24 protein-coding genes and 2 tRNA genes are annotated in these 25,156 nt (G+C 71.9%); 18 read left to right on the top strand and 8 right to left on the bottom strand.

What is annotated here, in order from left to right; all coding sequences use genetic code 11:
* Positions 1–8: 8 nt before the first annotated feature.
* Positions 9–800: an FHA domain-containing protein gene (locus Q1K33_RS04560; RefSeq protein ID WP_300401119.1), complete on the top strand. Its 792-nt coding sequence runs from the start codon at positions 9–11 to the stop codon at positions 798–800.
* 264 nt (positions 801–1,064) lie between these two features.
* Here the strand turns inward: Q1K33_RS04560 and Q1K33_RS04565 are convergent, their stop codons facing one another.
* Positions 1,065–1,634, bottom strand: coding sequence for a class I SAM-dependent methyltransferase (locus Q1K33_RS04565; protein ID WP_300401121.1), 570 nt, complete (start codon positions 1,632–1,634; stop codon positions 1,065–1,067).
* Between the two features lie 485 nt (positions 1,635–2,119).
* Between Q1K33_RS04565 and Q1K33_RS04570 the strand changes: the two genes are divergently transcribed.
* The 11 genes from Q1K33_RS04570 to Q1K33_RS04620 all read left to right on the top strand — a co-directional run bounded on the left by Q1K33_RS04570 (position 2,120) and on the right by Q1K33_RS04620 (position 14,148).
* A complete protein-coding gene (locus Q1K33_RS04570; RefSeq protein ID WP_300401123.1) occupies positions 2,120–2,257 on the top strand; it encodes a hypothetical protein in 138 nt (45 codons plus the stop codon).
* A gap of 26 nt (positions 2,258–2,283) precedes the next feature.
* Positions 2,284–3,378, top strand: a complete 1,095-nt coding sequence (locus Q1K33_RS04575; protein ID WP_300401125.1) for a 3-isopropylmalate dehydrogenase — start codon at positions 2,284–2,286, stop codon at positions 3,376–3,378.
* Positions 3,379–3,472: 94 nt separating this feature from the next.
* Positions 3,473–4,549: a branched-chain amino acid aminotransferase gene (locus Q1K33_RS04580; RefSeq protein ID WP_300401127.1), complete on the top strand. Its 1,077-nt coding sequence runs from the start codon at positions 3,473–3,475 to the stop codon at positions 4,547–4,549.
* 54 nt (positions 4,550–4,603) lie between these two features.
* Positions 4,604–5,671, top strand: coding sequence for an iron ABC transporter permease (locus Q1K33_RS04585; protein WP_300401129.1), 1,068 nt, complete (start codon positions 4,604–4,606; stop codon positions 5,669–5,671).
* Entirely contained in the window at positions 5,668–6,750 is a 1,083-nt protein-coding gene (locus tag Q1K33_RS04590; protein ID WP_300401131.1) for an iron chelate uptake ABC transporter family permease subunit, read from the top strand. Before Q1K33_RS04585 ends, Q1K33_RS04590 begins: the two co-directional genes overlap by 4 nt.
* A complete protein-coding gene (locus tag Q1K33_RS04595; RefSeq protein ID WP_300401133.1) occupies positions 6,743–7,612 on the top strand; it encodes an ABC transporter ATP-binding protein in 870 nt (289 codons plus the stop codon). The genes Q1K33_RS04590 and Q1K33_RS04595 overlap by 8 nt, the downstream gene beginning before the upstream one ends.
* Before the next feature lie 46 nt (positions 7,613–7,658).
* Positions 7,659–8,720, top strand: coding sequence for an iron-siderophore ABC transporter substrate-binding protein (locus tag Q1K33_RS04600; RefSeq protein WP_300401135.1), 1,062 nt, complete (start codon positions 7,659–7,661; stop codon positions 8,718–8,720).
* Between the two features lie 25 nt (positions 8,721–8,745).
* Positions 8,746–10,479, top strand: coding sequence for a serine/threonine-protein kinase (locus Q1K33_RS04605; protein WP_300401137.1), 1,734 nt, complete (start codon positions 8,746–8,748; stop codon positions 10,477–10,479).
* A 226-nt stretch (positions 10,480–10,705) separates the two neighbouring features.
* A complete protein-coding gene (cimA, locus tag Q1K33_RS04610) occupies positions 10,706–12,298 on the top strand; it encodes a citramalate synthase (RefSeq protein ID WP_300401139.1) in 1,593 nt (530 codons plus the stop codon).
* 43 nt (positions 12,299–12,341) lie between these two features.
* Positions 12,342–12,716, top strand: a complete 375-nt coding sequence (locus Q1K33_RS04615) for a DUF6264 family protein (protein WP_300401141.1) — start codon at positions 12,342–12,344, stop codon at positions 12,714–12,716.
* A gap of 13 nt (positions 12,717–12,729) precedes the next feature.
* Entirely contained in the window at positions 12,730–14,148 is a 1,419-nt protein-coding gene (locus Q1K33_RS04620) for an amidase (protein WP_300401143.1), read from the top strand.
* Between the two features lie 116 nt (positions 14,149–14,264).
* On the opposite strand, the gene bioD is transcribed toward Q1K33_RS04620, so the two are convergent.
* From bioD to Q1K33_RS04645, 5 genes are all read right to left on the bottom strand, one after another.
* A complete protein-coding gene (gene bioD, locus Q1K33_RS04625) occupies positions 14,265–14,951 on the bottom strand; it encodes a dethiobiotin synthase (RefSeq protein WP_300401144.1) in 687 nt (228 codons plus the stop codon).
* Positions 14,948–16,084, bottom strand: a complete 1,137-nt coding sequence (locus Q1K33_RS04630; RefSeq protein ID WP_300401145.1) for an 8-amino-7-oxononanoate synthase — start codon at positions 16,082–16,084, stop codon at positions 14,948–14,950. The genes bioD and Q1K33_RS04630 overlap by 4 nt, the downstream gene beginning before the upstream one ends.
* Positions 16,084–17,364 carry an adenosylmethionine--8-amino-7-oxononanoate transaminase gene (locus Q1K33_RS04635; protein ID WP_300401147.1) on the bottom strand — a complete coding sequence of 427 codons (1,281 nt, stop codon included), beginning with the start codon at positions 17,362–17,364 and terminating at the stop codon, positions 16,084–16,086. The genes Q1K33_RS04630 and Q1K33_RS04635 overlap by 1 nt, the downstream gene beginning before the upstream one ends.
* 40 nt (positions 17,365–17,404) lie before the next feature.
* The gene (bioB, locus tag Q1K33_RS04640) at positions 17,405–18,469 is read right to left on the bottom strand and encodes a biotin synthase BioB (RefSeq protein WP_300401149.1); all 1,065 of its coding nucleotides are present in this window, start codon (positions 18,467–18,469) and stop codon (positions 17,405–17,407) included.
* A gap of 148 nt (positions 18,470–18,617) precedes the next feature.
* Positions 18,618–19,229: a pentapeptide repeat-containing protein gene (locus tag Q1K33_RS04645; protein WP_300401151.1), complete on the bottom strand. Its 612-nt coding sequence runs from the start codon at positions 19,227–19,229 to the stop codon at positions 18,618–18,620.
* An 84-nt stretch (positions 19,230–19,313) separates the two neighbouring features.
* Between Q1K33_RS04645 and Q1K33_RS04650 the strand changes: the two genes are divergently transcribed.
* Complete coding sequence (locus Q1K33_RS04650; RefSeq protein ID WP_300401153.1) at positions 19,314–20,252, top strand: bifunctional methylenetetrahydrofolate dehydrogenase/methenyltetrahydrofolate cyclohydrolase; 939 nt, start codon at positions 19,314–19,316, stop codon at positions 20,250–20,252.
* 34 nt (positions 20,253–20,286) lie between these two features.
* Here the strand turns inward: Q1K33_RS04650 and Q1K33_RS04655 are convergent, their stop codons facing one another.
* Both Q1K33_RS04655 and Q1K33_RS04660 read right to left on the bottom strand, forming a co-directional pair.
* The gene (locus Q1K33_RS04655; RefSeq protein ID WP_300401155.1) at positions 20,287–21,192 is read right to left on the bottom strand and encodes a 3-methyladenine DNA glycosylase; all 906 of its coding nucleotides are present in this window, start codon (positions 21,190–21,192) and stop codon (positions 20,287–20,289) included.
* The gene (locus Q1K33_RS04660) at positions 21,182–21,343 is read right to left on the bottom strand and encodes a hypothetical protein (RefSeq protein WP_300401157.1); all 162 of its coding nucleotides are present in this window, start codon (positions 21,341–21,343) and stop codon (positions 21,182–21,184) included. The genes Q1K33_RS04655 and Q1K33_RS04660 overlap by 11 nt, the downstream gene beginning before the upstream one ends.
* A 141-nt stretch (positions 21,344–21,484) precedes the next feature.
* Here Q1K33_RS04660 and Q1K33_RS04665 point away from each other — a divergent pair, with 141 nt between their 5' ends.
* From Q1K33_RS04665 to Q1K33_RS04685, 5 genes are all read left to right on the top strand, one after another.
* Positions 21,485–22,294 carry a fumarylacetoacetate hydrolase family protein gene (locus Q1K33_RS04665; protein WP_300401159.1) on the top strand — a complete coding sequence of 270 codons (810 nt, stop codon included), beginning with the start codon at positions 21,485–21,487 and terminating at the stop codon, positions 22,292–22,294.
* Between the two features lie 56 nt (positions 22,295–22,350).
* A complete protein-coding gene (gene gltX, locus Q1K33_RS04670; RefSeq protein ID WP_300401163.1) occupies positions 22,351–23,793 on the top strand; it encodes a glutamate--tRNA ligase in 1,443 nt (480 codons plus the stop codon).
* Between the two features lie 6 nt (positions 23,794–23,799).
* Positions 23,800–24,849 carry a CPBP family glutamic-type intramembrane protease gene (locus Q1K33_RS04675; RefSeq protein WP_300401161.1) on the top strand — a complete coding sequence of 350 codons (1,050 nt, stop codon included), beginning with the start codon at positions 23,800–23,802 and terminating at the stop codon, positions 24,847–24,849.
* A 75-nt stretch (positions 24,850–24,924) separates the two neighbouring features.
* Positions 24,925–24,996: transfer RNA gene (locus Q1K33_RS04680), tRNA-Gln, on the top strand.
* 85 nt (positions 24,997–25,081) lie between these two features.
* A tRNA-Glu gene (locus Q1K33_RS04685) sits at positions 25,082–25,154 on the top strand.
* Positions 25,155–25,156: the final 2 nt, after the last annotated feature.

Consider the following 25,156-nt stretch of genomic DNA (forward strand, 5'->3'; position numbering starts at 1 on the left):
CAGCAGCCATGAAGTGTCCTGCCGGTCACGAGACCACCGCCACCGACTACTGCGACACGTGCGGCCTGGCGATGGATGCTCCGGCGCCGTCGGCTCCGGTCGACGACGCGCCGGCGAGCGCGGCCGCGCCTGCTGCTGCCTCGGGGGACGCCTGCCCCAACTGCTCCATCCCGGCTCCGCCCAACGCCCTGTTCTGCGAGAACTGCGGCTACGACTTCACCACGGGGGCGCTCCCACGCCCACCCGAGCCCGCGTCCTCGCTGGACCTCTCCGCGGGGTCCGGGGCCGGGCCCGGCGGCCCCGGTGACCTTGGCGACACCGCGGACGGCACGAGCGCGCCGGCCGTCGACGTACCCGGCGCAGCTGCCGACCTCAACCCGTCGCCGGCCCTCGACGACGCCTGGGTCGCGGAGATCTGGATCGACCCCGACTGGTACGCCGACCAGCAGAGTCCCGACCCGCTGCCGTCTCCCGGGCTGCCCGCGGTCGTCGCGCTGCGGCACACGTCGGTGCTGATCGGACGCTCCTCGCGCAGCCGCAACATCGACCCCGGCATCGAGCTCGACTCCGACTCCGGGGTCAGCCGTCGCCACGCCCAGCTGACCACCGACGGCTCCCGCTGGTTCGTCGAGGACCTCGGCTCCTCCAACGGCACCTACGTGGGTGGGGGCCTCGGCTCCCTGCCGACCACGGCGATCCCGGTGGGGCAGAAGACCGAGGTCGCCGGCGACGACCGCGTCTACCTCGGCGCCTGGACGCGGATCGTGATCCGCAAGGCGCAGCCGGGTGAGGTGAGCTGAGCGAGCAACGAGCTCAGGTCGCCTCATCGGTGGTTGAGCAGCGAGCGCCGGCCGAGGGACGAGGCCGCGACCGAGCGTGTCGAAACCCGGTGACGTGCCTGGCGGCGGTGACCCCAGTTCCCGCAGTCCCAGCCGTAGACGGTCGGCTCACCGCGTTTCGACTCGCGGTCCCGACCTCGTTCCTCGGTCGGGCGCTCGCTCAACGTGCGCGATGGACGCTGCCGGCTCCTTCGTCGCCGACAGCTATCGCTTCGTCGCCGCCAGCTAGCGCTTGGTCGCGATGAGGGTCGAGGCGTCGGGGGCGACCATCACCTCGACGGTGGTGAACCGCTCGTCGGTCAGCCACTGCTCGCGCAGCACGTCGACGCGACCGTAGGCGATCGGCGGCCAGCTCTCGCAGGGGGTGAAGTCGTCGAGGACCACGATGCCGCCGTCCTCGACGAGGTCGGCCACCGCGTCGACGCCCACCTCGCCGGGCTGCCCGGAGTCGAGGAACAGCAGCGAGAAGGGGCCCTTGTCCATCAGGGTCGACCAGTTGGCGGCGAGGACCTCCACGAGCGGGTCGTCGTCGAAGATCTCAGTCGCGGCACGCGCCAGCTTGGGGTCGAGCTCGGCGGTGACGATCTGGGCCTTCTCCCCGCGAACCCCCGAGCGCAGCCACGCCGTACCGACCCCGCAGCCGGTCCCGAACTCGGCCATCGTCCCGTCACGGGTGGCGGCGAGCATGGCGAGGAGTCGTCCGGTCTCGTTGCGACAGAACGACACGTAGCCGGCACGCCGGGAGACGGCGAAGGCGCGCTCGACCACGGGGGGAAGATCGGGGGAGGCGCTCATGGGAGGAGTCTTTCCCCGCGTCTTTCATCGCAAGACTCCCGTCTCGCCATCCGAACACTTCGGGAAAGACGGTGGTCGACCGAGGCCTCCGGTCGTAGGCTCAGCGCACCATGCGGAGCGTACTCGTACTTATTGAGCGCCGCGACGAGGCCCAGCAGACCTGATCTGCTCGTGAGGCCCCCTCGTCGCGGTGTCAGTCCCGCGCACCCGGGCTCTTCGGCTCTCACACTCAGCTCCTCGGCACCGCCTGCTGATCGTTGATCGATCGAGCGCAGGTCGTGGTCGTAGATGTCTCCGCGGCGGCACGCTCTCAGCACGTGCGCGACCCGCATCCCTGACGGTCCAGTCCCGACGTGTGATCCGCGTCGGTCGGTCCCACCGCGGGGTCATCTCCGGACACGGCAGCAGGCCGCCGGAGCACCACCCACCGGGTCGGGCGCACGCCCGTACCGACCAGCACGCTGGACCAACCGAAGGAGAGCGACATGTACGACCTGTATCCCGACTGGGGCCCCGCGAAGCACCGCGCCGAGGAGGCTCGGATGGGCGCCACCAACAACCCCGCCCTGCAGGCGGCCCTCGACCTGCGAGACAACGGCGGCCAGCGCCCCGACGACAACTAACGTTTCCCCACGTGAACCAGACCGCCATGAGCACTTCGACCACTCCCACCACGGACTCGTCCGACCAGACGAGCACCGTCCGCCTCGCCGTCATCCCCGGCGACGGAATCGGTCAGGAGGTGACCGCCGAGGCCCTCAAGGTGCTCGAGGTCGTGGCCCCCGACGGAGTGACGTTCGAGCAGACTCGCTACGACCTCGGTGCCGAGCGCTACCTCGCGACCGGCGAGGTGCTGCCCGACTCGGTGCTCGCCGAGATCCGGGACCACGACGCGATCCTGCTCGGTGCCGTCGGCGGCAAGCCCAACGACCCGAACCTACCTCCGGGGATCCTGGAGCGCGGCCTGCTGCTGCGCCTGCGGTTCGAGCTCGACCACTACGTCAACCTCCGCCCCTCGCGGATCTTCCCGGGCGTCGCCTCACCCTTGGCGAACCCCGGTGAGGTCGACTTCGTCGTCGTCCGTGAGGGCACCGAAGGCCCCTACACGGGCAACGGTGGAGCGCTGCGGGTCGGCACCCCTCACGAGGTCGCCACCGAGGTCTCGGTCAACACCGCCTTCGGCGTGGAGCGTGTCGTGCGCGACGCCTTCGCCCGTGCCCAGCGTCGCCCGCGCCAGCAGCTCACCCTGGTCCACAAGACCAACGTGCTGGTCAACGCCGGCTCGGTGTGGTGGCGGATCACCCAGGCCGTGGCGGAGGAGTTCCCCGAGGTCACCGTCGACTACATGCACATCGACGCGGCGATGATCCACATGACGGTCAACCCGTCGCGCTTCGACGTGATCGTCACCGACAACCTCTTCGGCGACATCATCACCGACCTCGCCGGCGCGATCAGCGGCGGCATCGGCCTGGCGGCCTCCGGCAACATCAACCCGGACCGGACCGCCCCGAGCATGTTCGAGCCGGTCCACGGCTCGGCGCCGGACATCGCCGGCCAGCTCAAGGCAGACCCGACGGCAGCGATCCTGTCGGTCTCCCTGCTCCTGGACCACCTCGGACACCCCGACGCGGCCGCGGCCGTCGAGGCAGCGGCCATCGCCGACCTCGCCGACCGTGATGCCTCCATCGCCCGCTCCACGCCGGAGATCGGCGACGCCATCGCCGCGCGAGTAGGCGGCTGACCGCCCGCACCCCTCACTCACGACGGCCGGGCCACGCAACAGCGTGACCCGGCCGTCGCCTCTTTTAGTAGGAAGTCCCACTAACGTGACCCTCATGCAGATCAGCACCACGCTCACCACGACGCCCACCTCCGACGAGCGGCTGGCCGAGATCCTGGCCAACCCCGGCTTCGGAACCCACTTCACCGACCACATGTTCACGGTCGAGTGGACCCCGGACGAGGGTTGGCACGACGCTCGCATCGAGCCCTACGGGCCGCTCACGCTGGATCCGGCGACGGCGGTGCTGCACTACGCGCAGGAGACCTTCGAGGGGATGAAGGCCTACCGGCACCCCGACGGCTCGGTGTGGTCGTTCCGTCCCGAGCAGAACGGCGCCCGGATGCTCCGCTCCAGCCACCGCCTCGCCCTGCCGGAGCTGCCGGTCGAGGACTTCGTCCAGGCCGTCGACGCGCTCGTCGAGGTCGACCGACGCTGGGTGCCGGACGCGACCACGGGGGAGAAGAGCCTCTACCTGCGCCCGTTCATGATCGCGACCGAGGCGTTCCTCGGCGTACGACCCAGCCAGCACGTGACGTTCATGGTGATCGCCAGCCCGGCCGGCGCCTACTTCAAGGGCGGCGTGAAGCCGGTCAGCCTGTGGCTCACCGAGGAGTACACCCGTGCCGGTCGCGGCGGCATGGGTGCGGCGAAGACCGGCGGCAACTACGCCAGCTCGCTGGTCGCCCAGCAGGAGGCGACGTCGCACGGCTGCGACCAGGTCGTCTTCCTCGACGCCCAGGAGGGCCGCTACATCGAGGAGCTCGGTGGGATGAACCTCTTCTTCGTCCATGCCGACGGCCACATCGTCACCCCGGGCACCGGCACGATCCTGGAGGGCATCACCCGCGCCAGCATCCTCGAGCTGGCGCAGAAGATGGGCCACCGGGTCGAGGAGCGACGCTTCTCCATCGACGAGTGGCGCGAGGGCGTCGCGAGCGGCGAGATCACCGAGATCTTCGCCTGCGGGACGGCTGCGGTCATCACACCCGTGGGCGAGCTGCGCTGGGACGGCGGATCGGTGCCGAGCGTGCCGGCCGGTGACGTCGCGGAGCGGATCCGCGCCCAGCTGGTCGACCTCCAGTTCGGTCGCGCCGAGGACGGGTTCGACTGGATGCACCGCATCGTCTGACCCCCACGACGACGCCGGCGTGCGTTACGACGCAGGTGAGGCTAACCTCAGTTGGTGTCCTCGACCCTGCGCACCCGCGCCACCCGCGCGACCGGAGCGTCCGGCCCGGCCCCGGTCGGTGGGGCGACGAGCCGCGGGGCGCTGGTGGTGCTGGCGTTGCTCGTGCTCCTGGCGCTCGCCCTGACGGCGAGCCTGGTGTGGGGCGCTCGCGACGTGTCGCTCGCCCAGGTCTGGGCCGCGCTGGTCGACCCCGTCGCCGGTGACAACGACCACCTCGTGGTCCGTGACCTGCGCGTGCCGCGCACCCTCGTCGGTCTCGTGGGCGGTGCGGCACTGGGAGTCGCGGGGGCGCTGATGCAGGGGGTGACCCGCAACCCGATCGCGGATCCCGGGCTGCTCGGCATCAACTCGGGCGCCTCGCTGGCTGTCTTGGTCGCCATCTCCGGGCTCGGGGTCACCTCGGTCACCGGCTACCTGTGGTTCGCCTTCGCCGGCGCGGCGATCGCCGCCGTCGTCGTGTACGGCGCCGCCGCGCTGGGCTGGGAGGGCGTCACGCCGGTCAAGCTCGCCCTCGTGGGCGCCGCCTTCACCGCCACCGCGACGTCGCTGATCACCGTCGTGCTGCTCTCCGACACCCAGGCGCTCGACGACTACCGCTTCTGGCAGGTGGGGTCGCTGGCCAACCGGCCCCTCGACGTGCTCACGACCGTGCTCCCCTTCGTGGTGGTCGGCCTGGTGCTGGCCCTGGCCGCGGGCCGGGTGCTCAACGCCCTCGCACTCGGGGACGACGTCGCCCGGGGGCTGGGCCAGGACGTCACCCGCGGTCGGCTGCTGGTGGTGCTCGCGGTGGTGCTGCTGTGCGGATCGGCCGTCTCCATGGTGGGACCCATCGCCTTCGTCGGCCTCGCCGTCCCGCACCTGGCGCGCGTGCTGATCGGGCTCGACTACCGATGGATCGTGGTGGTCTCGGCGCTGCTCGGGCCGGTGCTGCTGCTGGCCGCAGACGTCGTCGGCCGTCTCGTCGTACGCCCCGGTGAGCTCGAGGCCGGACTGATCGTCGCGGTCGTCGGGGCCCCGGTGCTGCTGCTGATCGTGCGCCGCTCGCGGGCGGTGGCGGCATGACCCCGCAGGTGCTGGCCGACGGTCTCCCGACCCTGACCCCGGCGCGCCACGAGGCCGCCGCGACCGGCCTGCGTCGCTCGCGCAGGCGCCGGCGTGCCCGACGTGCGAGCGTCCTGACGGTGCTGGTCGTGCTCGCCGGCGCGCTGTCGGTGAGTGCGCTGATGATGGGCCAGTTCCCGCTCACCGCCGGCCAGGTGCTCGGTGCGCTCATGGGTGCCGACGAGGGCTCGGCTCGGTTCATCGTCGTCGAGCTCCGACTGCCGCGGCTGCTGCTGGGCATCCTCGTCGGTGTCGCCTTCGGGCTCGCCGGGGCGCTGTTCCAGTCGGTGCTGAGCAACCCGTTGGCCAGCCCCGACATCATCGGCATCTCGCAGGGCGCGAGCGCCGGTGCCGTCGCGGCACTGCTCCTGGGTGGCCTCAGTGGCGCAGCGGTCTCGGGAGCCGCGCTCGCCGGCGGATCGCTGGTCGGGGTGCTGCTGTACGCCGTGGCCTGGCGCGGTGGCATGACCGGTCACCGCTTCGTGCTCTCCGGCATCGGGGTGGCCTACGTGTGCGCTGCGGTGGTGGGCTACCTGCTGACCCGCAGCGAGGTCCAGCAGGCCCAGGTCGCGCTGCGGTGGATGGCAGGCAGCCTGGCTCAGGCCGAGTGGTCGCTGGTGCAGGTTCTTGCTCTCGCGTTGGCCGTGCTGGTGCCGCTGGTCGCCCTCGTCGCGCGCCGTCTCGACCTGCTCCTGCTCGGCGACGACCAGGCCGGCAGCCTCGGGCTGCGCCCCGAGCTCGTGCGCGCCGGCGTCGTCGCCCTGGGTGTGGCCCTGGCGTGCGCGGCGACCGCCGCCGCGGGGCCGGTCGCGTTCGTGGCGTTCGTGGCCGCCCCGGTGGCGCGCCGGCTCCTGGCCGACGGGACCCTGGCGCTGGCCGAGGCGGCCCTCGTGGGCGTGGTGCTCGTGGTGGGCGCCGACCTGTTCGCCCAGCACCTACTGCCTGCAGACCTCTCGGTGCCCGTCGGTGTCGTGACCGGAGCGATCGGCGGGCCCTACCTGATCTGGCTGATGGCCACCGGAGGCACGCGCCGTGGCTGAGTCAGGGCGCTCGAGCAAGCAGGAGGAGCAGGCGATGGACGCACCCATCGGACGGCTGGTCGCGCACGGGGTGCACCTGGCCTACGACAAGCGGCGGGTGGTGCACGGCATCGACCTCGCGGTCCCGACCGGTCAGGTCACCGCGATCGTGGGCGCGAACGGGTGCGGCAAGTCGACGCTGCTGCGCGGCCTCGGCCGGATCCTGCGTCCGGTCGAGGGACGGGTCGAGCTCGACGGCAGGGACCTGCACCGGATGCGCCCGCGTGAGGTCGCGTCGGTGCTCGGACTGCTGCCGCAGCAGCCCGTGGCCCCCGAGGGCATCAGCGTCGCCGACCTCGTCGGTCGTGGACGGCACCCGCACCAGGGTGCCTTCCACCGCTGGAGCGGGGACGACGCCGACGCCGTGGCGCGCGCGCTCGCGCTGACCGACACCCACGACCTCGTCGAGCGCCGCGTCGAGGAGCTCTCCGGCGGCCAGCGCCAGCGGGTGTGGGTCGCGATGATGCTCGCGCAGGACCCCCGCATCCTGCTGCTCGACGAGCCCACCACCTACCTCGACATCGCCCACCAGGTCGACGTCCTCGACCTGCTGGCCGACCTCAACGAGCAGCGCGGCACCACCGTGGTGATGGTGCTGCACGACCTCAACCTCGCCGCGCGCTACGCCGACCACCTCGTGGTGATGGCAGCGGGCCGGCTCGTGCGGGAAGGGGCGCCGGCCGACGTGCTGGACGCCGCGTGCGTGCAGGAGGCTTTCGGGATGGTGGCCCGGGTGCTGAGCGACCCGGTGACCGGGACCCCGATGGTCATCCCCGCGGGGGTCCGCGAGCGCCGCGAAGCCCATGCGGTAAGGTTAGCCTGACCTAATAACCGATCGGCTCGACCGGTCCGTACTGTGAGGAGTGGACGTGTCGTCCCTTCGCCGAAGGACCTCCCGGTCCCGCCAGACCCGCCTGTCCAGCCTGGCTCTCCCGCTCGCGATGAGTGTGCTCGCCCTGTCCTTGGCCGCCTGCGGCAGCGAGGACAGCACCGAGGACTCCCAGACCGACGACACCACCAGCTCTGAGTCGGAGTTCGAGCCGGTGAGCGTCGAGCACACCTTCGGCAGCACCGACATCTCCGAGCAGCCCGAGCGGGTCGTCACGTGGGGCTGGGGCACGCCCGACGCCGTGCTCGCCCTCGGCGTGGTCCCGGTGGCCATGGAGAAGCTCGTCTACGGCGCCTCCGAGGAGGGCTTCATGCCCTGGCAGGAGCAGGCCTTCGAGGAGCTGGGCGCCGAGCAGCCCACGACGCTCACCCCCGGCGAGGCGCCGCCCTTCGAGGAGATCGCCGCCGCGGCTCCCGACGTCATCCTGGCCAACTACTCCGGCATCACCGAGGCCGACTACGACCGGCTCACCCAGATCGCCCCGACCGTCGCGTATCCCGACGAGCCGTGGTCGACCCCGTGGCGTGACGTCATCACGACCGTGGGTGACGTGCTGGGGCAGGGCGAGGAAGCCGATCAGCTGCTCGCCGACATCGACGGCGAGGTGGCCGCCGCCGCCGAGGCGCACCCCGAGTTCGACGGCACCACGATCGCTGCGGTCGCCATCGACCCCGGTGCCTTCTACGTCTACAGCGCCGCGGACCCGCGGGTGCAGTTCCTCGAGGACCTCGGCTTCACCGTGGCCCCCAGCGTCGACGAGCTCGACACCGGGGAGAGCACCTTCTTCTACACGCTCAGCACCGAGAACGTCGACCAGCTGACCTCTGACGTGCTGCTCTCCTACGCCGCCACCCAGGACCGCGCCGACGAGATCGCCGCGGACCCGACGTACCAGGTGATGGAGCAGTTCCAGGACGACCGGGTGGCCACGGTCTCCGGTGAGGACATCGTCTCCTCGGTCTCGCCGCCGACCGCGCTGTCGCTCTCGTACAGCCTCGACACCTTCGTGGAGGCGCTGGCCGGCGCCGTCTCCGCCGAGTAGGGCGCGCGGTCGGTAGCCTCGTGGGGTGAGCACCACGCCGAGCAGCGACGCCCTCGTCACCGTGGGCGGTTACACGCTGCTGGCCAAGATCGGCGAGGGCGGGATGGGCGTGGTGCACCTCGCGCGGCGGCCCGGCGGTGACCGGGTGGCGCTGAAGGTGCTGCGCCCCCACATCGTCGGCGACGACGAGGCGCGCAGCCGGCTGGCCCGCGAGGTGAGCTCGCTGTCGCGGATCCGGAGCCGCTGGGTGGCCGAGATCGTCGACGCCGACCCCTGGGCGCCGGTGCCGTACGTCGCCACCCGCTACGTCCCCGGGCTGTCGCTGCACGACCACGTCGCCCACGAGGGCGTGATCGAGGGCAGCGACCTGCTGTGGTTCGCCGCCTGCCTCGCCGAGGGACTCTCGTCGGTGCACGGCGTCGGCGTCCTGCACCGCGACGTCAAGCCGTCCAACGTGCTGATGGAGGGCCGCACCCCGATCCTGATCGACTTCGGCCTGGCGCGCGTCGCCGACGACCCGCGCCTCACCCACACCGGGTGGTTGCTCGGCACCCCCGGCTACCTGGCCCCCGAGATCCTCTACGGCGAGGACGCCACGGCTGCCTCCGACGTGCACTCGTGGGCGGCCACCGTCGCGTTCGCGGCCACCGGGCGCTCGCCGTTCGGCCGGGGTCCGTCGATGGCGATCATGGATCGCGTGCGCCGCGGCCAGCACGACCTCTCCGGGTTGACGGGGACTCTGCACGGGGTCGTCGTCGCCGCGCTGGACCCCGAGCCGCACCGCCGCCCGAGCCTCGAGTCGATCCTGGCCTGGCTCCGCCCCCAGACCACCCGGCCCTCGCCGGTCCTCGCCCCGGCTCCCGTGCCCGGACCGGGTCCGTCCGCCCGGGACGACGAGCCGGACCCGTTCGCGGCGACGATGGCGCTGTTCGCCCCGTCGTACGACGACGGGCCCGGCAGTGCGCCGGCGGCACCCACCCTCGTCGAGCCCCGGGCGCCCGGCGGCACCCGGCTGATGCCGACCGAGGCGCGGCCGTGGCCGGCCCCGTCACCGGCCCCATCACCGGCCCCGTCACCGGCCCCGTCACCTGAGTCCGCCGCTCCGACCCTCGCCCCGTGGCCGGGCGCGGCGCCGTACCCGCCGCCGGGTGTCGACGGCGCCGGCCGGGAGGTCGCGTGGGAGGTGCCGGCAGAGCGGGTCGCGCTGGGCGAGCGCCTGCGCCGCCTCGTCATGGTGCTGGCGGGCGCGAGTGCGGTCGGTGCGGCGTGCGCCGCCGTACCCTGGCTCGCCGTCGCGGTCCTGGTGATCGCCGTCTGGCTGCTGCGCTCGGGTTCCCTGGCCGCCAGCGGTGTCGAGGCGCGCCGTCAGACCCGCGGCCGCAAGTGGTACGACGGGGTCCAGCTGCTCCTGCACACCCCCTGGCACCTCGTGCAGTCCATCGGCGGGACCGTGCTGCTCGTGCTCTGGAGCGCCGGGCTCGCGGCGGCCGTCGGCCTGGTCTGCTACGCCGTCAACGCCCCCCTGGCCTGGTCGCTCTTCGGCAGCGGCGTCGTCCTCGCGCTCTCGCTGTGGTGGGGGCCGGGTGGACGTCGCGTCCGCTCCCCGCTCGGGCGAGTCGTCACGCCGGCGAGCCGCACGGTCGGGTGGTGGCTGATCGCGGTCACGGTGCTGCTGCTCGCGGCCGGTGGCGCCGGTGGTTGGGTGGCCGCCAACGACGTGTCCTGGACGCCGGGCACCGGCGTGCCGTTCGAGCGCTGAGCGCTCACTCGTCGCGCGAGCGCGGCCCCGGACGGCATCCGCACGCGGCCGGATCGTGGGACGTGCGCCACACCGGGCGCAGGCATGGCACCATGGAGGCATGCAGCACCGCGTCATCATCATTCGCTAGCGCATCGAGCACCCGCTCGATGCGCCAACCTCTCGTCCGACGAGAGGTTTTTTTGTTGCCCCAGACCTGCGAACCAGATCGAAGTGAGAGTCACTGATGGACCTGCACGGCGCCTTCCACGTCTACGACACCACCCTGCGCGACGGCGCGCAGCAGGAGGGTCTCAACCTCTCGGTCGCCGACAAGCTGTCCATCGCGCGCCAGCTCGACGGCCTCGGGGTGGGCTACATCGAGGGCGGCTGGCCGGGCGCCAACCCGAAGGACACCGAGTTCTTCCGCCGGGCGAGCAGCGAGCTGGACCTGCGCCACGCCAAGCTCGCCGCCTTCGGCTCGACGCGCAAGGCCGGCGTACGCGCCGCCGACGACCCCCAGGTCGCGGCCCTGCGTGACAGCGGCGCCTCCGTGGTGACGCTGGTCGCCAAGTCGCACGACCGCCACGTCGAGCTCGCGTTGCGCACGACGCTCGAGGAGAACCTCGAGATGATCCGCGACACCGTCTCCCACCTGCGCGAGGAGGGGCAGCAGGTCTTCCTCGACGCCGAGCACTTCTTCGACGGCTACCGCCGCAACCGCGACTACGCACTCGAGGTCCTGCGCGCGGCGTACGGCGCCGGTGCCGAGGTGATCGCACTGTGCGACACCAACGGCGGGATGCTCCCCACGTGGGTCTCCGACGTGGTGCACGACGTCATCGAGACAACCGAGGTGCGCGTCGGCATCCACTGCCACAACGACACCGGCTGCGCGGTGGCCAACACGCTGGCCGCCGTCGACGCCGGGGCGACGCACGTCCAGGGCTGCATCAACGGGTACGGCGAGCGCACCGGCAACGCCGACCTGGTCACGGTCGTGGCCAACCTCCAGCTCAAGCTCGACCACCAGGTCCTGCCCGAGGGGCTGCTGAGCGAGTCGACCCGGATCGCGCACGCGGTCGCCGAGGTCACCAACGTCCCGCCCGCCTCGCGCCAGCCCTACGTCGGCACCTCGGCGTTCGCGCACAAGGCCGGCCTGCACGCCAGCGCCATCAAGGTCGACCCCAACCTCTACCAGCACATGGACCCGGTGGGCGTCGGCAACGACATGCGCCTGCTCGTCTCCGACATGGCCGGGCGGGCCTCGATCGAGCTGAAGGGCCGCGAGCTCGGCTTCGACCTGTCCGGGGACAAGCAGCTCGTCGCCCGGGTGACCGCCCGGGTGAAGGAGATGGAGCAGCGGGGCTACACGTTCGAGGCGGCCGACGCCTCCTTCGAGCTGCTCCTGGTCGAGGAGGTCGAGGGGCACCGCCCGTCGTACTTCGACGTGGAGTCCTGGCGCGTGATCACCGAGACGCTCACCCACCGCGCCGAGTCGGAGGAGGCCGTCTCCGAGGCGACCGTCAAGCTTCGCGCCGCAGGAGTGCGCTACGTCGTCACCGGCGAGGGCAACGGTCCGGTCAACGCGCTCGACTCCGCGCTGCGTTCCGCGATCGTGCAGGCCTACCCGGGCGTGGCGAAGTTCGAGCTGATCGACTACAAGGTGCGGATCCTCGACCAGGGCCACGGCACCGACGCCATCACCCGCGTCCTGATCGAGACCACCGACGGAGCCTCGTCGTGGATCACCGTGGGCGTCGGCCACAACGTCATCGAGGCCTCGTGGGGAGCGCTGGTCGACGGCCTGACCTACGGGTTGCGGCGCCAGCAGCTGTGAATGACGGACGAGCCCGGACTCGTCCTCGTGCCACGATGAGCGGATGAGCTCTCCGCCGCCGGCGCCGCCGGCGCCGCCGGCGCCGCCGACGGCGGCGCGTCCGGCCCGACCTGCCGACATGACGGTGACGGTCGTGCTGATCGTCCTGCTCGGGCTCGGCGGGCTGCTGTCGTTGACCTTCGGGCTGTTCTTCCTGATGGCGGGCGCCAACTGCGCTGACAGCGCCTGCACCGACCGGGTCGGCCTGGCGGTCCTGCTCATCGAGCTGGCCCCGGTCGTGGCCTGGGCGCCCACGACCGCATGGGCCGTCGTGCGGATGGCGCGCCGCAAGGTCGCGTTCTGGGTGCCGCTCCTCGCCCTTCCCATCTACGTCGCCGTCGTCGCGGGCGGAGTGGCGGTCCTGGGCACCGTGATGTGACTACCCTCGTGCCATGGCCGCGCTCCACGACCTGACCGCTCTCGAGCAGGGCGCGCTGATCGCCTCCGGTGAGCTGACGTCGCTCGAGCTCACGGAGCACTACCTGGAGCGCACCGCGCGGCTCGACGACGTCGGTGCCTTCGTCACCGTGACGGCCGATCGTGCCCGGGACCAGGCTCGCGACGCCGACGCGCCCCGCGGATCGGACTGGGCCGGCGCCAAGCAGCCGCTGTACGGCGTACCGACGGCGATCAAGGACCTCAACCTCACCGCCGGGGTGCGCACGACCTTCGGCTCGGCCGCCTTCGACGACTTCGTCCCCGAGGTCTCCGACGCCGTGACGGAGGCGATCGAGTGGTCGCGGATGCCGAGCCTGGGCAAGACGAGCACGCCGGAGTTCGGCTCGCCCTGCTACACCGAGCCGGAGGGACGACCGCCCGCGGTGACACCCTGGGACCGCACCCGGATGGCGGGGGGCTCCTCCGGTGGCGCCGCCGCTGCGGTTGCCGCCGGGCTCGTGCCGGTCGCGCAGGGCTCCGACGGCGGCGGTTCGATCCGGATCCCGGCGTCGTGCTGCGGCCTCGTCGGGCTGAAGCCCTCACGCGGGCGGATCAGCGGCGCCCCGATGTACGGCGACCCCGTCGGCCTCTCCACGGCCGGGACGCTGGCCCGCACCGTGCGCGACGCGGCCGCGTTGCTCGACGTACTGGCCGGTCGTCGCGCGGGCGACCCATCGTGGGCCCAGCCGCCGACGGGGCCGTTCCTCGCCGCGTGCGACCGCGCTCCGGGTCGGTTGCGGGTGGCCCGGTTCATCACGCCGGTGATCTCCGACGCGCCCGTGGACCCGGAGTGCGTCGAGGCCTACGAGGACGCCTCCCGGCTGCTGGAGAGGCTGGGCCACGACGTCGTCGACGTGCCCGTGCCGCTGTCGGAGGAGGCGGTGCCGGTCTTCGAGACCTGCTGGGCCGTGCTGACAGCGCTCTCAGCGGCGCCACCGGACCGCGAGCACCTCCTCCGTCCGCTGACCCGCTGGCTGTCGGAGCGCGGACGCGCGGTGACCGGACCGGAGTTCGGGCTCGCGATCGGCGCGATGCGTCGGTTCGCCGCGGCTGCTCTCGAGGCCCTGGAGCCGTACGACGCCGTGCTGACGCCCACCCTGGCGGCGCCGCCGTTGCTCGTCGGCGAGCTCCGTGACGACGCCGACCCGGCCCGCGACTTCGAGGCCCAGAAGGCCTTCACCCCGTGGACATCGGCCTGGAACGTCACCGGCATGCCGGCGGTCAACCTGCCGCTGCACCGGACCCCGAGCGGTCTGCCGGTCGGGGTGATGCTGGCCGCGCGTCCCGCCGAGGAGGAGCTGTTGCTCTCCCTGGCGGCCCAGGTGGAGACGGCCGCACCGTGGCACGACCGGAGGCCACCGGGATGGACGTGAGCTCGGTCCACGCTCCACGTGCTGCGGAGCTCCTCGGGCGTGGTCCAGCCTAGGTCGGGACGGTCCCTGACGAAATGGCCCCTCGACGGTCCGATCAGGGGCCATTTCGTCAGGGACTATCCCGAGAACCAGCCGGGAGCCGCCGCCACGAACGCGCTCGGCTCGAGGTCGCCGGCGCCCTCGGGCAGCACGGCCTGCAGCGGTACGCCGGTCCCGCGCGGCAGGTCGGTCCGGTTGCAGGTCTCGGCGAGGCCGGGGGAGTCGGGCCAGGACCCGATGACCAGCGAGACCGGCTCGATGCCGCGCGAGCGCAGGGCGCCGACGGTGAGCTCGGTGTGGTTGAGGGTGCCGAGGCCGGCGGCGCAGACGATGACGACCTCGACCGGCGTCATCGCGCCCAGGAGCGCGGCGAGGTCGGCGATCGTGCCGCCTTCGTGGTCCAGGCGCACCAGCAGCCCGCCGGCGCCCTCCACGATGACGGTGTCGTAGCCCGAGGCGAGGTCCAGGATCGCGGCGGCGTGCTCGGCCACGGTCGGCAGCGGCAGCCCGGCGCGGCGGGCGGCGGTGTCGGGCGCGAGGGGCTCGGGCAGGGTGACCAGGGTCCGGGTGTCGCACCCGGTGAGCCGTGCCACCACGTCGGCGTCGCCCTCCTCGCCGCTGTCGCCCGACTCGTCGGCCACGATCCCGGTCTGCGCGGGCTTCACGACCAGCACCCGCCCGTCGGCGGTGCACGCGAGGGCAGCCGTTGCGATCGTCTTGCCGACGTCGGTGGAGGTGCCGGTGACGACGACGAGACGGGTCACTGGTGCTCCTTGGCCACGGCCACCAGCACCTCGACCGCGCGCGACCACTCCTCGTCGGAGAGCCCGGCGTTGACCGTGATCCGCAGCCGCGAGATCCCGTCGGGCACTGACGGCGGGCGGAAGCAGCCGACCCGGACGCCCTGCTCGGCGGCGGCCGCCTGAGCGGCGACGGCCGCCTGCGGAGACGGCATCGGGACCGACAGCACAGCGCCGACGCTCGGCGGGACGCCGAGGGCAGCGGCGAGGTCGGCCACGCGTGCCTGCACGATCCCGGGCAGACCGGGCTCGGCGACCAGGACCTCCAGCGCGGCCAGCGCGCCGGCCGCCGCGGCCGGCGCGAGGCCGGTGTCGAAGATGAACGGCCGCGCCGCGTTGACCAGGTGCTCGATGATCGCCGGGTCGCCCAGGACCGCGCCGCCCTGGCTGCCGAGCGACTTCGACAGCGTCGCGGTCACGATGACGTGCGGCTGCCAGGCCAGGCCGGCCGCGTGCACGAGTCCGGGGCCGTGGACGCCCACCCCGTGCGCCTCGTCGACCACGAGTAGGGCGCTGGCCACCTCGCAGATGTCGGCGAGCTCGGGGAGGGGTGCGGCGTCGCCGAGCACGGAGTAGACCGACTCCGCGAGCACCAGGATCCGCTGCCCGGCGCCCGCGGTGACGGCACGACGTACGGCCTCGACGTCGTTGTGCGCGACCACCGTCAGGGAGGCCCGCGACAGCCGGACGGCGTCGATCAGGGAGGCGTGGATGTGGGCGTCGGAGACCACCAAGGTGTCGCGGTCGGCGAGGGCTGCCACCAGCCCGAGGTTGGCGTGGTAGCCGGTGGAGAAACACAGTGCGGCTGGCTGGCCGAGGTAGGCGGCGAGGGCTCCCTCCAACGACGCGTGCAGGTCGAGGGTGCCGGTGACCAGGCGCGAGGCACCGGACCCGGCCCCCCACACCCGGGCTGCCGCGGCGGCCGCAGCCGTGACGCGCGGGTCGCGGGTCAGCCCGAGGTAGTCGTTGCCGGCCAGGTCGAGGGTCGCGTCGTCGGCGGCGCGTGGCCGCAGCGAGCGCTCCAAGCCGGCCGTACGGCGGGCCTCGGCCTGCTCGGCCAACCAGGCGGACCAGTCGGACCCGGGCGACGCGGCCATCAGGCGACCTCGACCGCGGCGGCGATCGCGGCGCAGATCTGGGCCACGTCCCGCTCGGTGGAGACGTACGGCGGCATCGTGTAGATCAGGTCGCGGAACGGTCGCAGCCACACGCCGTGCGACGCCGCCGCGTCGGTCGCGGCGACCACGTCGACGTCGTGGTCGAGCTGGACCACACCGACGCCGCCGATGGTGCGGACGTCGCTCACACCGGCAGCCTCGTGAAGCGACGCGAGCCCGCCGACCAGGCCGGCGTGCAGACCGGCGACCTGCGCGCGCCAGTCGCTGGCGACGAGCAGGTCGAGGCTGGCCAGTGCGACGGTGCAGGCCAGGGCGTTGCCCATGAAGGTCGGCCCGTGCATCAGCACGCCGGACTCCGAGCCGGAGATGCCGCGCGCCACCCGGTCGGTGCACACGACCGCGGCCAGCGAGAGGTAGCCGCCGGTGAGCGCCTTGCCGAGACACATGATGTCCGGCACCACGTCGGCGGCCTCGCCGGCGAAGAGCGTCCCGGTGCGACCGAAGCCGGTCGCGATCTCGTCGAAGATCAGCAGCAGGCCGTGCTCGTCGGCGACCTCGCGCATCACCCGGAGGCAGTCGTCGTCGTAGATCCACATGCCGCCGGCGCCCTGGAGCACGGGCTCGACGATGATCGCCGCGATCTCGTGAGCGTGCTCGGCGGCGACCGCTGCGAAGTCGTCCGCCCAGGCCTGCACGTCACCGTCGGGTGCCGGTGGGCGCGGCGCGAAGACCTGCTGGGCCAGCACGCCGCTCCACATCGTGTGCATCCCACCGTCGGGGTCGCACACGCTCATCGCGCCGAAGGTGTCGCCGTGGTAGCCGCCGCGCACCGTCAGCATGCGGGTGCGCTCGGGCCGCCCGGCGCCGCGCTGCCACTGCAGCGCCATCTTGAGCGCGACCTCGACCGACACCGAGCCCGAGTCGGCGAGGAAGACCCGCTCCAACGGGGCCGGGGTGATCTCCACCAGCCGTTGGGCCAGCCGGATCGCCGGGGCGTTGGTGAGCCCGCCGAACATCACGTGCGCGAAGTCGACCGAGCGCACCGCCGACTCCATCGCGGGGTGGCCGTAGCCGTGGATCGCAGCCCACCACGACGACATGCCGTCGACGAGCTCCGCCCCGTCGTCCAGGCGCAGGCGCACTCCCGAGGCGCCGGTGACCATCCGCACCGGCGTCGGGTCGGTCATCGACGTGTAGGGGTGCCAGACGTGCTCGCGGTCGAAGGCGAGCAGTGCGTCGGTCGGGGGCGTGGCTGTCACAGGGGCTGGGGCGGTCCGGGTGGGGTGCGGCTGACGCGGGTCAGGCGTTGGGTACGGCGGTCGTGCCGGCGCCGCGGCGGCGCTTCTCGGGGTCACGCGAGACGGCAGCCGTCTCCTCGGCGTCCGGCTGGGCGCCGAGGACCACGAACCCGTTGTCGCGGATCAGCTCGAGGTCGGCCTCGGCGGCCTGCCCCTCGGAGGTGAGGTAGTCGCCGAGGAAGATCGAGTTGGCGACGTGCAGGGCCATCGCCTGCAGGGAGCGCAGGTGCATCTCGCGGCCGCCGGCGATCCGGATCTCGCGGTCGGGGCAGACGAAGCGCGCCATCGCGAGGATCTTCACGCAGCGGGCCGGGGTGAGCTCCCAGGTGTTCTCGAACGGCGTGCCGTCGAAGGGCATCAGGAAGTTGACCGGGATCGAGTCGGACTCCATCTCGCGCAGCGCGAAGAGGGCCTCGACGAGCTGCTCGTCGCTCTCCCCGAGGCCGGCGATCAGGCCGCTGCACGGGGACAGCCCGGCGGACTTGGCCTTCCCGACGGTGTCGACGCGATCGGCGTAGGTGTGGGTCTGCACGATCTTGTCGTGGTGGGACTCGGCGGTGTTGATGTTGTGGTTGTAGGCATCGACGCCGGCGTCGCGCAGGCGCTCGGCCTGGCCGTCCTTGAGCAGTCCGAGGCAGGCGCAGATCTCCACGTCGGGGTGCTCGGACTTGATCGAGCCGACCATGTCGGCGACGCGGTCGACGTCCTTGTTGGTGGGGCCGCGGCCGCTGGAGACCATGCAGACCCTGGTGGCGCCGCCCTTGAGGCCGGCGGCGGCCTGCTCGAGGGCCTCGTCGGTGTTGAGCCACTTGTACTTCAGGATGTCGGCGGTGGAGCCGAGGGCCTGGGAGCAGTAGTTGCAGTTCTCCGGGCACAGCCCGGACTTCAGGTTGACGAGGTAGTTGACCTTGACGGTGTTGCCGAAGTGCTCGCGGCGCAGGCGTCCGGCGGCGGCGACGACCTCGATCAGCTCGTCGTCGTGGGCCCGCAGGACCGCGAGTGCGTCGTCCTCGGTCGCCGGTTTGCCGTCCAGGATGCTGGTGGCGAGCTGGTCGTAGGCGGTCATGAGCGCTCCTGCGTGCTGGTCCTGGGGGTGGTGGGCATCGGTGCTCAGTATGCCGACCGGCGGCAGCCGGCACGGGAGTGGTCCAGGGGATGTCGGCGCGACGGCGGCGTGAGGTCAGCAGGCCGCGAGAGAGCTGCGCCCTTGACGCTCACGCCTCGCCTCCGACGTCGACGAGCGTGCCGCGCAGCTCGGCGAGCAGCACGGCCCCCGCCAGGTCGATGCGGGTGCTGCCCAGGGTGGCGGTGTCCAGGTCGACCCCGGCGAGGCCGGCGCCGCGAAGGTCGGCGGAGCGGAGGTCGGCCTGGCGCACCGTCGCATGGTCCAGACGCGTGTCGCGCAGCACGGCGTCGGTGAGCTTCGCCATGGAGAGGTCTGCCTCGCGCAGGTCGAGGCGCGACAGGTCCAGCCGGTTGAGGTCGGCACCCCGCAGGCTCACCCCGAGCCACTGCCCGCCGCGCACCGTCATCGGACGCAGCGTGCACCGGGAGAAGGACGAGCCGGTGAGCTTGCAGCCGTCCCACGTGGTGTCGAAGAGATTGGCGCCCTCGAAGGTGCAGGCGACGAACGCCGACGCCACATGGGTCGAGGAGTTGAGCCGACAGCTGCGGAACGTGCAGTCCTCGAGGTGCGCGCCGGCGGTGGTGACCTCGCTGAGGTCGACGTCGACGAACGTGACCCCGACGAAGCGGGAGTCCTGCAGGTCGTCGCCGTACCAGTCCTCGCCGCGGATGGTGTCGCCTTCGCGCTCGATCCGGGTCACCCCGCAAAGCCTGGCACACGCGCCGACGGCGTGACCCCGGCGATCGGTCCGATGAGGTCCACTAGGCTCCTGCCCGATGAAGGCATGGACGAGCACGAGCAGCCGCGGACCGGGAGCGACATGACGGCCCGCGTCATCGACCCCGGGACCCTCGCCCAGGCCTTCCGGACCGAGGTGTCGGCCGACGTCGTCCGGCTGTCCGCCGAGCGCGGTCGCCCGCTGCGCATCCTCGGGCTGCTGAGCCAGGCCGAGGGCCCCGCCCACACCTACGCCACCTGGGCACAGAGGGGCGGGGCCGCCGTCGGGATCGACGTCGAACTCAGCCACGTGGCTGAGCGGGAAGCCGCCGCGGCCGTCGCGGCCGCCAACGCCGACCCGGAGGTCGACGGGATCTTCTGCTACTACCCCCTGGCGGGTCCGGTCGACGACCCGTGGCTGCGCGAGCTCGTCGACCCACGCAAGGACGTCGAGGGCATGCACTCGTTCTGGAGTCGGATGCTCTACGAGAACCGTCGTGAGCTCGACACCGGATCGCGCGCGATCCTGCCCTGCACCCCGTTGGCCATCCTCAAGCTGCTCGGCGAGGCCGGCCTCGGCGGGACCGCGGCCCAAGCGCCGCTGGAGGGCGTGGTCGTGGTCGTGATCAACCGCAGCGAGGTCGTCGGGCGACCCCTGGCCGCGATGCTCGCCAACGACGGCGCCGAGGTCGTCTCGCTCGACGTGTCGAGCACGCAGCTGTTCGAGCCCGCGATCGGCCGCCATGCCCACGGTGTGCGCGACAGCGACGAGGACCGCAGGTCCGCCCTCGCCCGCGCCGACGTCGTCATCACCGGAGTGCCCTCGCGGTCCTTCCCCCTGGTGGGGGCCGACGAGATCGCCCCCGGCGCCATCTGCGTGAACTTCAGCCAGTTCCGCAACTTCGACGACTCGGTGCAGGACAAGGCCTCGGTGTTCATCCCGCGGGTGGGGCCGATGACGGTGACGATGGCCATGCGCAACCTCGTGCGTCTGGCCGGGCTCTAGCCGTACCAAGCCGGGCGCCCCCGCGTCGCCGGACTCAGCGCAGCAGCCGCTCGCACTCCTCGATCAGCCGCGCCCGCAACGGCGCGCCCCGGCCGGCGAAGGCCGACTGGGCCTCGGCATACACCCGCTTGCCCTCGGCGGTTTCGATCCGGACCGGATCGAAGGGCTCGCCGTCGACCTCCAGCCCCGTCAGGTCGTACGGCGCTGCTCGCATGTCGAGCACCCGGATCTCGCGGGCGAGCTCGAAGCAGTCGGCGACGAGGTCGGAGCTGATCATGGGGGTCAGCCGGAAGGCGTGCTTGTAGAGGTCCATGCCGGCGTGCAGGCAGCCCGGCTGCTCGAAGGAGGCGCGGTCGTCGCGGCGGGGGGAGAGGGTGTTGAGCGGGCGCGCCGGAGCGGTGAAGAACCGGAAGGCGTCGAAGTGCGAGCACGCGATCCGGTGCGACTCCACGACCTCGTCGGTGCCCTCGGCCCCGAGTCTCAGCGGCCAGTCGGCGTGACGGGTCTCGTCCTCCTCGAGCCGGTAGACCATCGCCCACTCGTGCAGCCCGAAGCAGCCGGTGTGCGCCGGCCGCGCGGCCGTGGCGGTGAGCAGTCGGTGCAGCGCGGTGACCAGCGGCCGCTGCGAGTCGACGTACGCCGGGTCGACGCGTGCGCCGTCGCCGGTCGCCGTGTAGCCCTTCAGGGGGGCGTAGTCGTCGGCACCGCCGAGCAGCTCGACGTCGACGCCGGGGTGCCAGCGCCGCAGCTGGGCGGGCCGCTGGGAGTAGTAGGTGAAGAGGAAGTCGTGGACGGGGTGCTTGACCTGGGCATCGCGACGCTCGAGGTGCGGGCGGATGAACGTGTCGACCCGCTCCGCGTGGGCGCGCGCTCGGGTCCGCCAGGTGGCCTCGTCGAGCGCCCCGACTCGGGCCGTCGGCGCCACGGGCTCAGTCGACACGTTGCACCTCGTGCACGATCTCGACCGGGGCGAACCCGAAATTGACGTCGGCGCGGTGCTCGTGATGGACCGACGCCGGCTCCACGTCGTGCCACGCGGCCAGGGCGACGTCGTCGTGGACGTCGACGGGGGCGATGGCGAGCGCGGTCATGGCCACCACTCAACCCGTGGAGCCCGGTCCGGGCAAACGAGACATCGCGCAGCGGCGACGCAGCGACGACGCAGCAGGGGCCCAGGAGGACTGACCGACCGGAGGAGTCGCTGTGACACACCCGCTCGCTAGGGTCGGGGGGTGCGTATCGCGAGATTCACCACCGGTGACGAACCCAGCTACGGCGTCCTCTCGGGCGAGCTCGACGCCTTCGGGCAGCCAGAGGAAGGCGCGGTCCTCGTCGCCCTTGCCGGCGACCCGATGTACGTGGGCCTGAAGCTCCTCGAGCAGGAGCACCAGCTCGCCGACGTACGACTCTTGGCGCCGGTGCTGCCGCGCAGCAAGGTGGTCGGGATCGGGCGCAACTACGCCGCACACGCCGCCGAGCTGGGCAACGATGTACCGGCCGAGCCGCTGATGTTCCTCAAGCCCAACACCAGCGTCGCCGGTCCGGGCGACCCGATCTTCTACCCGCCGCAGACCCAGAACCTCCACTACGAGGGCGAGTTGGCCGTCGTGATCGGCCGGATCTGCCGCGACGTCCCGGCCGAGCAGGCGACCGACGTGATCTACGGCTACACGATCGGCAACGACGTGACCGCCCGCGACCTGCAGAAGTCCGACGTCCAGTTCACCCGCGCCAAGGGGTTCGACTCCTTCTGCCCGCTCGGTCCCTGGATCGAGACCGACCTCGACCCCCAGCACTTCATCGACGGGGTGCAGGTCCAGACGCACCTCAACGGTGAGGTCGTCCAGGACGGCTCCACGGCCGACATGATCTTCGACATCCCTGCGCTGATCGCGCACGTGTCCAGCGTGATGACGCTCCTGCCCGGGGACGTCATCCTCACCGGCACCCCCGAGGGTGTCGGTCCGATGGAGGTCGGTGACGAGGTCGAGATCTCGATCGCCGGTCTCGGATCCCTCACGAACAAGGTGGCACGACGTTGAGCACCCCGACGACCTTCTCGACCCCGACACCCGACACCAAGCCGGTCCGGGTGCGGATGGCGCCAAGCCCGACCGGCAGCCCGCACGTCGGGTTGGTCCGCACGGCCCTGTTCAACTGGGCCTTCGCCCGTCACCACGGCGGCACCTTCGTCTTCCGGATCGAGGACACCGACACGGCCCGCAACACCCAGGAGTCCTACGACGGACTGCTGGACCTGTTCGGCTGGCTGGGCCTCGACTGGGACGAGGGTCCCGGTGTCGGCGGTCCCTACGGGCCCTACCGCCAGTCCGAGCGTGGCGACCTCTACCGCGACGCGCTGGCCCGGCTCACGGAGGCGGGGTACACCTATCCCTGCTACTGCACCAACGACGAGGTCGTCGCCCGGCACCAGGCCTCCGGCTCCAAGCGCCAGGGCTACGACCGCTTCTGCCGCACGCTGACCCCCGAGCAGGTCGACGCCTTCGAGGCCGAGGGTCGCGCCGCCGTCACCCGCTTCACGATGCCCGACGGCCCGATCGTCTTCGACGACCTCGTGCGCGGCCAGGTGAAGTTCGACAGCCGCGACGTGCCCGACTACGCGTTGGCGCGCGCCAACGGCGACCCGCTGTACCCGTTGGTCAACCCCGTCGACGACGCACTGATGGAGATCACCCACGTGCTGCGTGGAGAGGACCTGCTCTCCAGCACGCCACGCCAGATCCCCCTGTACGCCGCGCTGGCCGAGGTCGGCATCGGCTCGGGGGCCCCGGCCTTCGGACACCTGCCCTACGTGATGGGGCAGGGCAACAAGAAGCTCTCCAAGCGCGACCCCGAGGCCGACGCCCTGGGCTACCGCCGCTCCGGCTTCATCCCCGAGGGGCTGCTCAACTACCTGGCGCTCCTCGGATGGTCGATCTCGGGCGACCGCGACATCTTCTCGCTCGAGGAGATGGTGGAGGCCTTCGACATCAAGGACGTCAACCCCAACCCGGCCCGCTTCGACCTCAAGAAGGCCGACGCCATCAACACCTCGCAGATGCGGCTGCTGCCGTTGCAGGAGATCTCCCACCGGGTGCTGCCGTTCCTCAAGGAGGCCGGCGTCGTCTCCGACCCGGTGAGCGACGCGGACGCCCAGCTGCTCGAGCTGGCGATGCCGTTGATCGCCGAGCGCATCAACAAGCTCGCCGAGGCGCCCGACATGCTCGGCTTCCTCTTCGTCGACGAGTCCGACTTCGTGCTCGACGAGGCCGACGCGGCCAAGCTGCTCGACGAGGCCGGGCTCGAGGTCGTGCAGGCGGCGTACGACGCCGTGGAGCCGCTCGAGGCCTGGTCCACCGACATGATCCAGGCGGCGCTGCAGCGGGCGCTCGTGGAGGAGCGGGGGCTCAAGCCCCGGGTCGCCTTCGGAGCGGTGCGCGTGGCCGTCACGGGCCGGCGGATCTCTCCGCCGCTCTTCGAGTCGATGGAGCTCTTGGGGCGCGAGCGCAGCCTCTCGCGGCTCCAGAACGCGCTGGGCTGACCTCGGATGAGCGACCCGGAGCAGCCGTCCTACGGTCCTCCGCCGACCGGGGCGCCCTACGGGGCTCCTGTCGCCGTCTCGCCCGGGCCGGACGCCGAGGAGGTCGGCGGGCTGGAGTACCACCGGATCTACCGCGCGGGCCGGCGCGGCTGGGGCTGGTACATCGGCGGGATCGCGACTCTGGGCGTCTTCTTCCTGCTGGTCAACGTCATCATCGTGATCGTCGGCTCGATCGCCATCCTGGTGGCCACCGGTACGCCGTTGGACGAGCTGGGTGACCGGTTGACGGCCCTGGCCGACACGGGCGACGTCACGCCATCGGTGCTGCTGTTCCTCAACGCCGTGCTGATCCTCACGATCCCGGCCGCGTGGTTCTGCACCCGCGTCTTCCACGACATCAAGCCGCGCTGGCTCGCCTCGGTGGCGCCCCGCATCAGGTGGAAGTGGCTGCTGATCTCTTTCGGCCCGGCGCTGGTTGCCTTGGTGGTCGCCATCTTCCTGGGGGCGCTGCTGCCCGGCGCCGAGAACGAGGACGTGACCGGGGGCGCCAACGCCTTCACCGACACCACCCGTGACTTCCTGCTCGTGATCGTGCTGCTCACCCCGCTGCAGGCCGTGGCCGAGGAGTACGCGTTCCGGGGGTACCTGACGCAGGCGTTCGGCAGCCTGGTGCGGGATCCCGTGAAGGCGCGCTACCTCGCAGTGATCGGTCCGGCCGCCCTGTTCGCCGCAGCACACGGAGGGCAGAGCCTGCCGGTCTTCTTCGACCGACTCGCCTTCGGTCTGGTTGCCGGCGTCCTGGTGATCGCCACCGGCGGTCTGGAGGCGGCGATCGCCTACCACGTGCTCAACAACCTGCTGGCCTTCGGCATCGCGCTCTTCTTCGGCGACATGACCCAGGCCCTGAACCCGGGGGAGGGGAGCTGGTGGGACATGGTCGTGAGCACCGCCAAGTCGGGCATCTTCGTCGTCCTGACCATCTCCCTGGCCCGCAGGATGGGCTTGCAGACGCGGACGACACCGGGCGTTTTGGAGCCGCCCCGAAGCCCCGTGTAGTGTTTCTCCTCGGTCCTCCGGAGCGCTTCCGAGTGGTGTCGGAGAGGCCAAGCTCTACTGATCCAGTAGAGCTAGTGGGATATGGTGTAATTGGCAACACGACTGGTTCTGGTCCAGTTATTCTAGGTTCGAGTCCTAGTATCCCAGCGAGTTGTGCGGCCCCGATCTTCAACAGGGGCCCACGATTTGTGGCAGTGGCCCAGCGTTGGCTAGTCTCTGTCAGGTTGTTCAGGCCCCCGTTGTGTAGCGGCCTAGCACGCCGCCCTCTCACGGCGGTAGCGCCGGTTCGAATCCGGTCGGGGGTACA

The sequence above is a fragment of the Nocardioides sp. genome, from assembly GCF_029937575.1.
In the GTDB taxonomy this organism is placed as follows: Bacteria; Actinomycetota; Actinomycetes; order Propionibacteriales; family Nocardioidaceae; genus Nocardioides.

Coding starts and splice junctions, on each gene's coding strand:
- Q1K33_RS04560 (WP_300401119.1), top strand. CDS start 9: ATGAAGTGTCCTGCCGGTCACGAGACCACCGCCACCGACTACTGCGAC.
- Q1K33_RS04565 (WP_300401121.1), bottom strand. CDS start 1,634: ATGAGCGCCTCCCCCGATCTTCCCCCCGTGGTCGAGCGCGCCTTCGCC.
- Q1K33_RS04570 (WP_300401123.1), top strand. CDS start 2,120: ATGTACGACCTGTATCCCGACTGGGGCCCCGCGAAGCACCGCGCCGAG.
- Q1K33_RS04575 (WP_300401125.1), top strand. CDS start 2,284: ATGAGCACTTCGACCACTCCCACCACGGACTCGTCCGACCAGACGAGC.
- Q1K33_RS04580 (WP_300401127.1), top strand. CDS start 3,473: ATGCAGATCAGCACCACGCTCACCACGACGCCCACCTCCGACGAGCGG.
- Q1K33_RS04590 (WP_300401131.1), top strand. CDS start 5,668: ATGACCCCGCAGGTGCTGGCCGACGGTCTCCCGACCCTGACCCCGGCG.
- cimA (WP_300401139.1), top strand. CDS start 10,706: ATGGACCTGCACGGCGCCTTCCACGTCTACGACACCACCCTGCGCGAC.
- Q1K33_RS04615 (WP_300401141.1), top strand. CDS start 12,342: ATGAGCTCTCCGCCGCCGGCGCCGCCGGCGCCGCCGGCGCCGCCGACG.
- Q1K33_RS04620 (WP_300401143.1), top strand. CDS start 12,730: ATGGCCGCGCTCCACGACCTGACCGCTCTCGAGCAGGGCGCGCTGATC.
- Q1K33_RS04630 (WP_300401145.1), bottom strand. CDS start 16,084: ATGGCCGCGTCGCCCGGGTCCGACTGGTCCGCCTGGTTGGCCGAGCAG.
- bioB (WP_300401149.1), bottom strand. CDS start 18,469: ATGACCGCCTACGACCAGCTCGCCACCAGCATCCTGGACGGCAAACCG.
- Q1K33_RS04650 (WP_300401153.1), top strand. CDS start 19,314: ATGGACGAGCACGAGCAGCCGCGGACCGGGAGCGACATGACGGCCCGC.
- Q1K33_RS04660 (WP_300401157.1), bottom strand. CDS start 21,343: ATGACCGCGCTCGCCATCGCCCCCGTCGACGTCCACGACGACGTCGCC.
- gltX (WP_300401163.1), top strand. CDS start 22,351: ATGGCGCCAAGCCCGACCGGCAGCCCGCACGTCGGGTTGGTCCGCACG.
- Q1K33_RS04675 (WP_300401161.1), top strand. CDS start 23,800: ATGAGCGACCCGGAGCAGCCGTCCTACGGTCCTCCGCCGACCGGGGCG.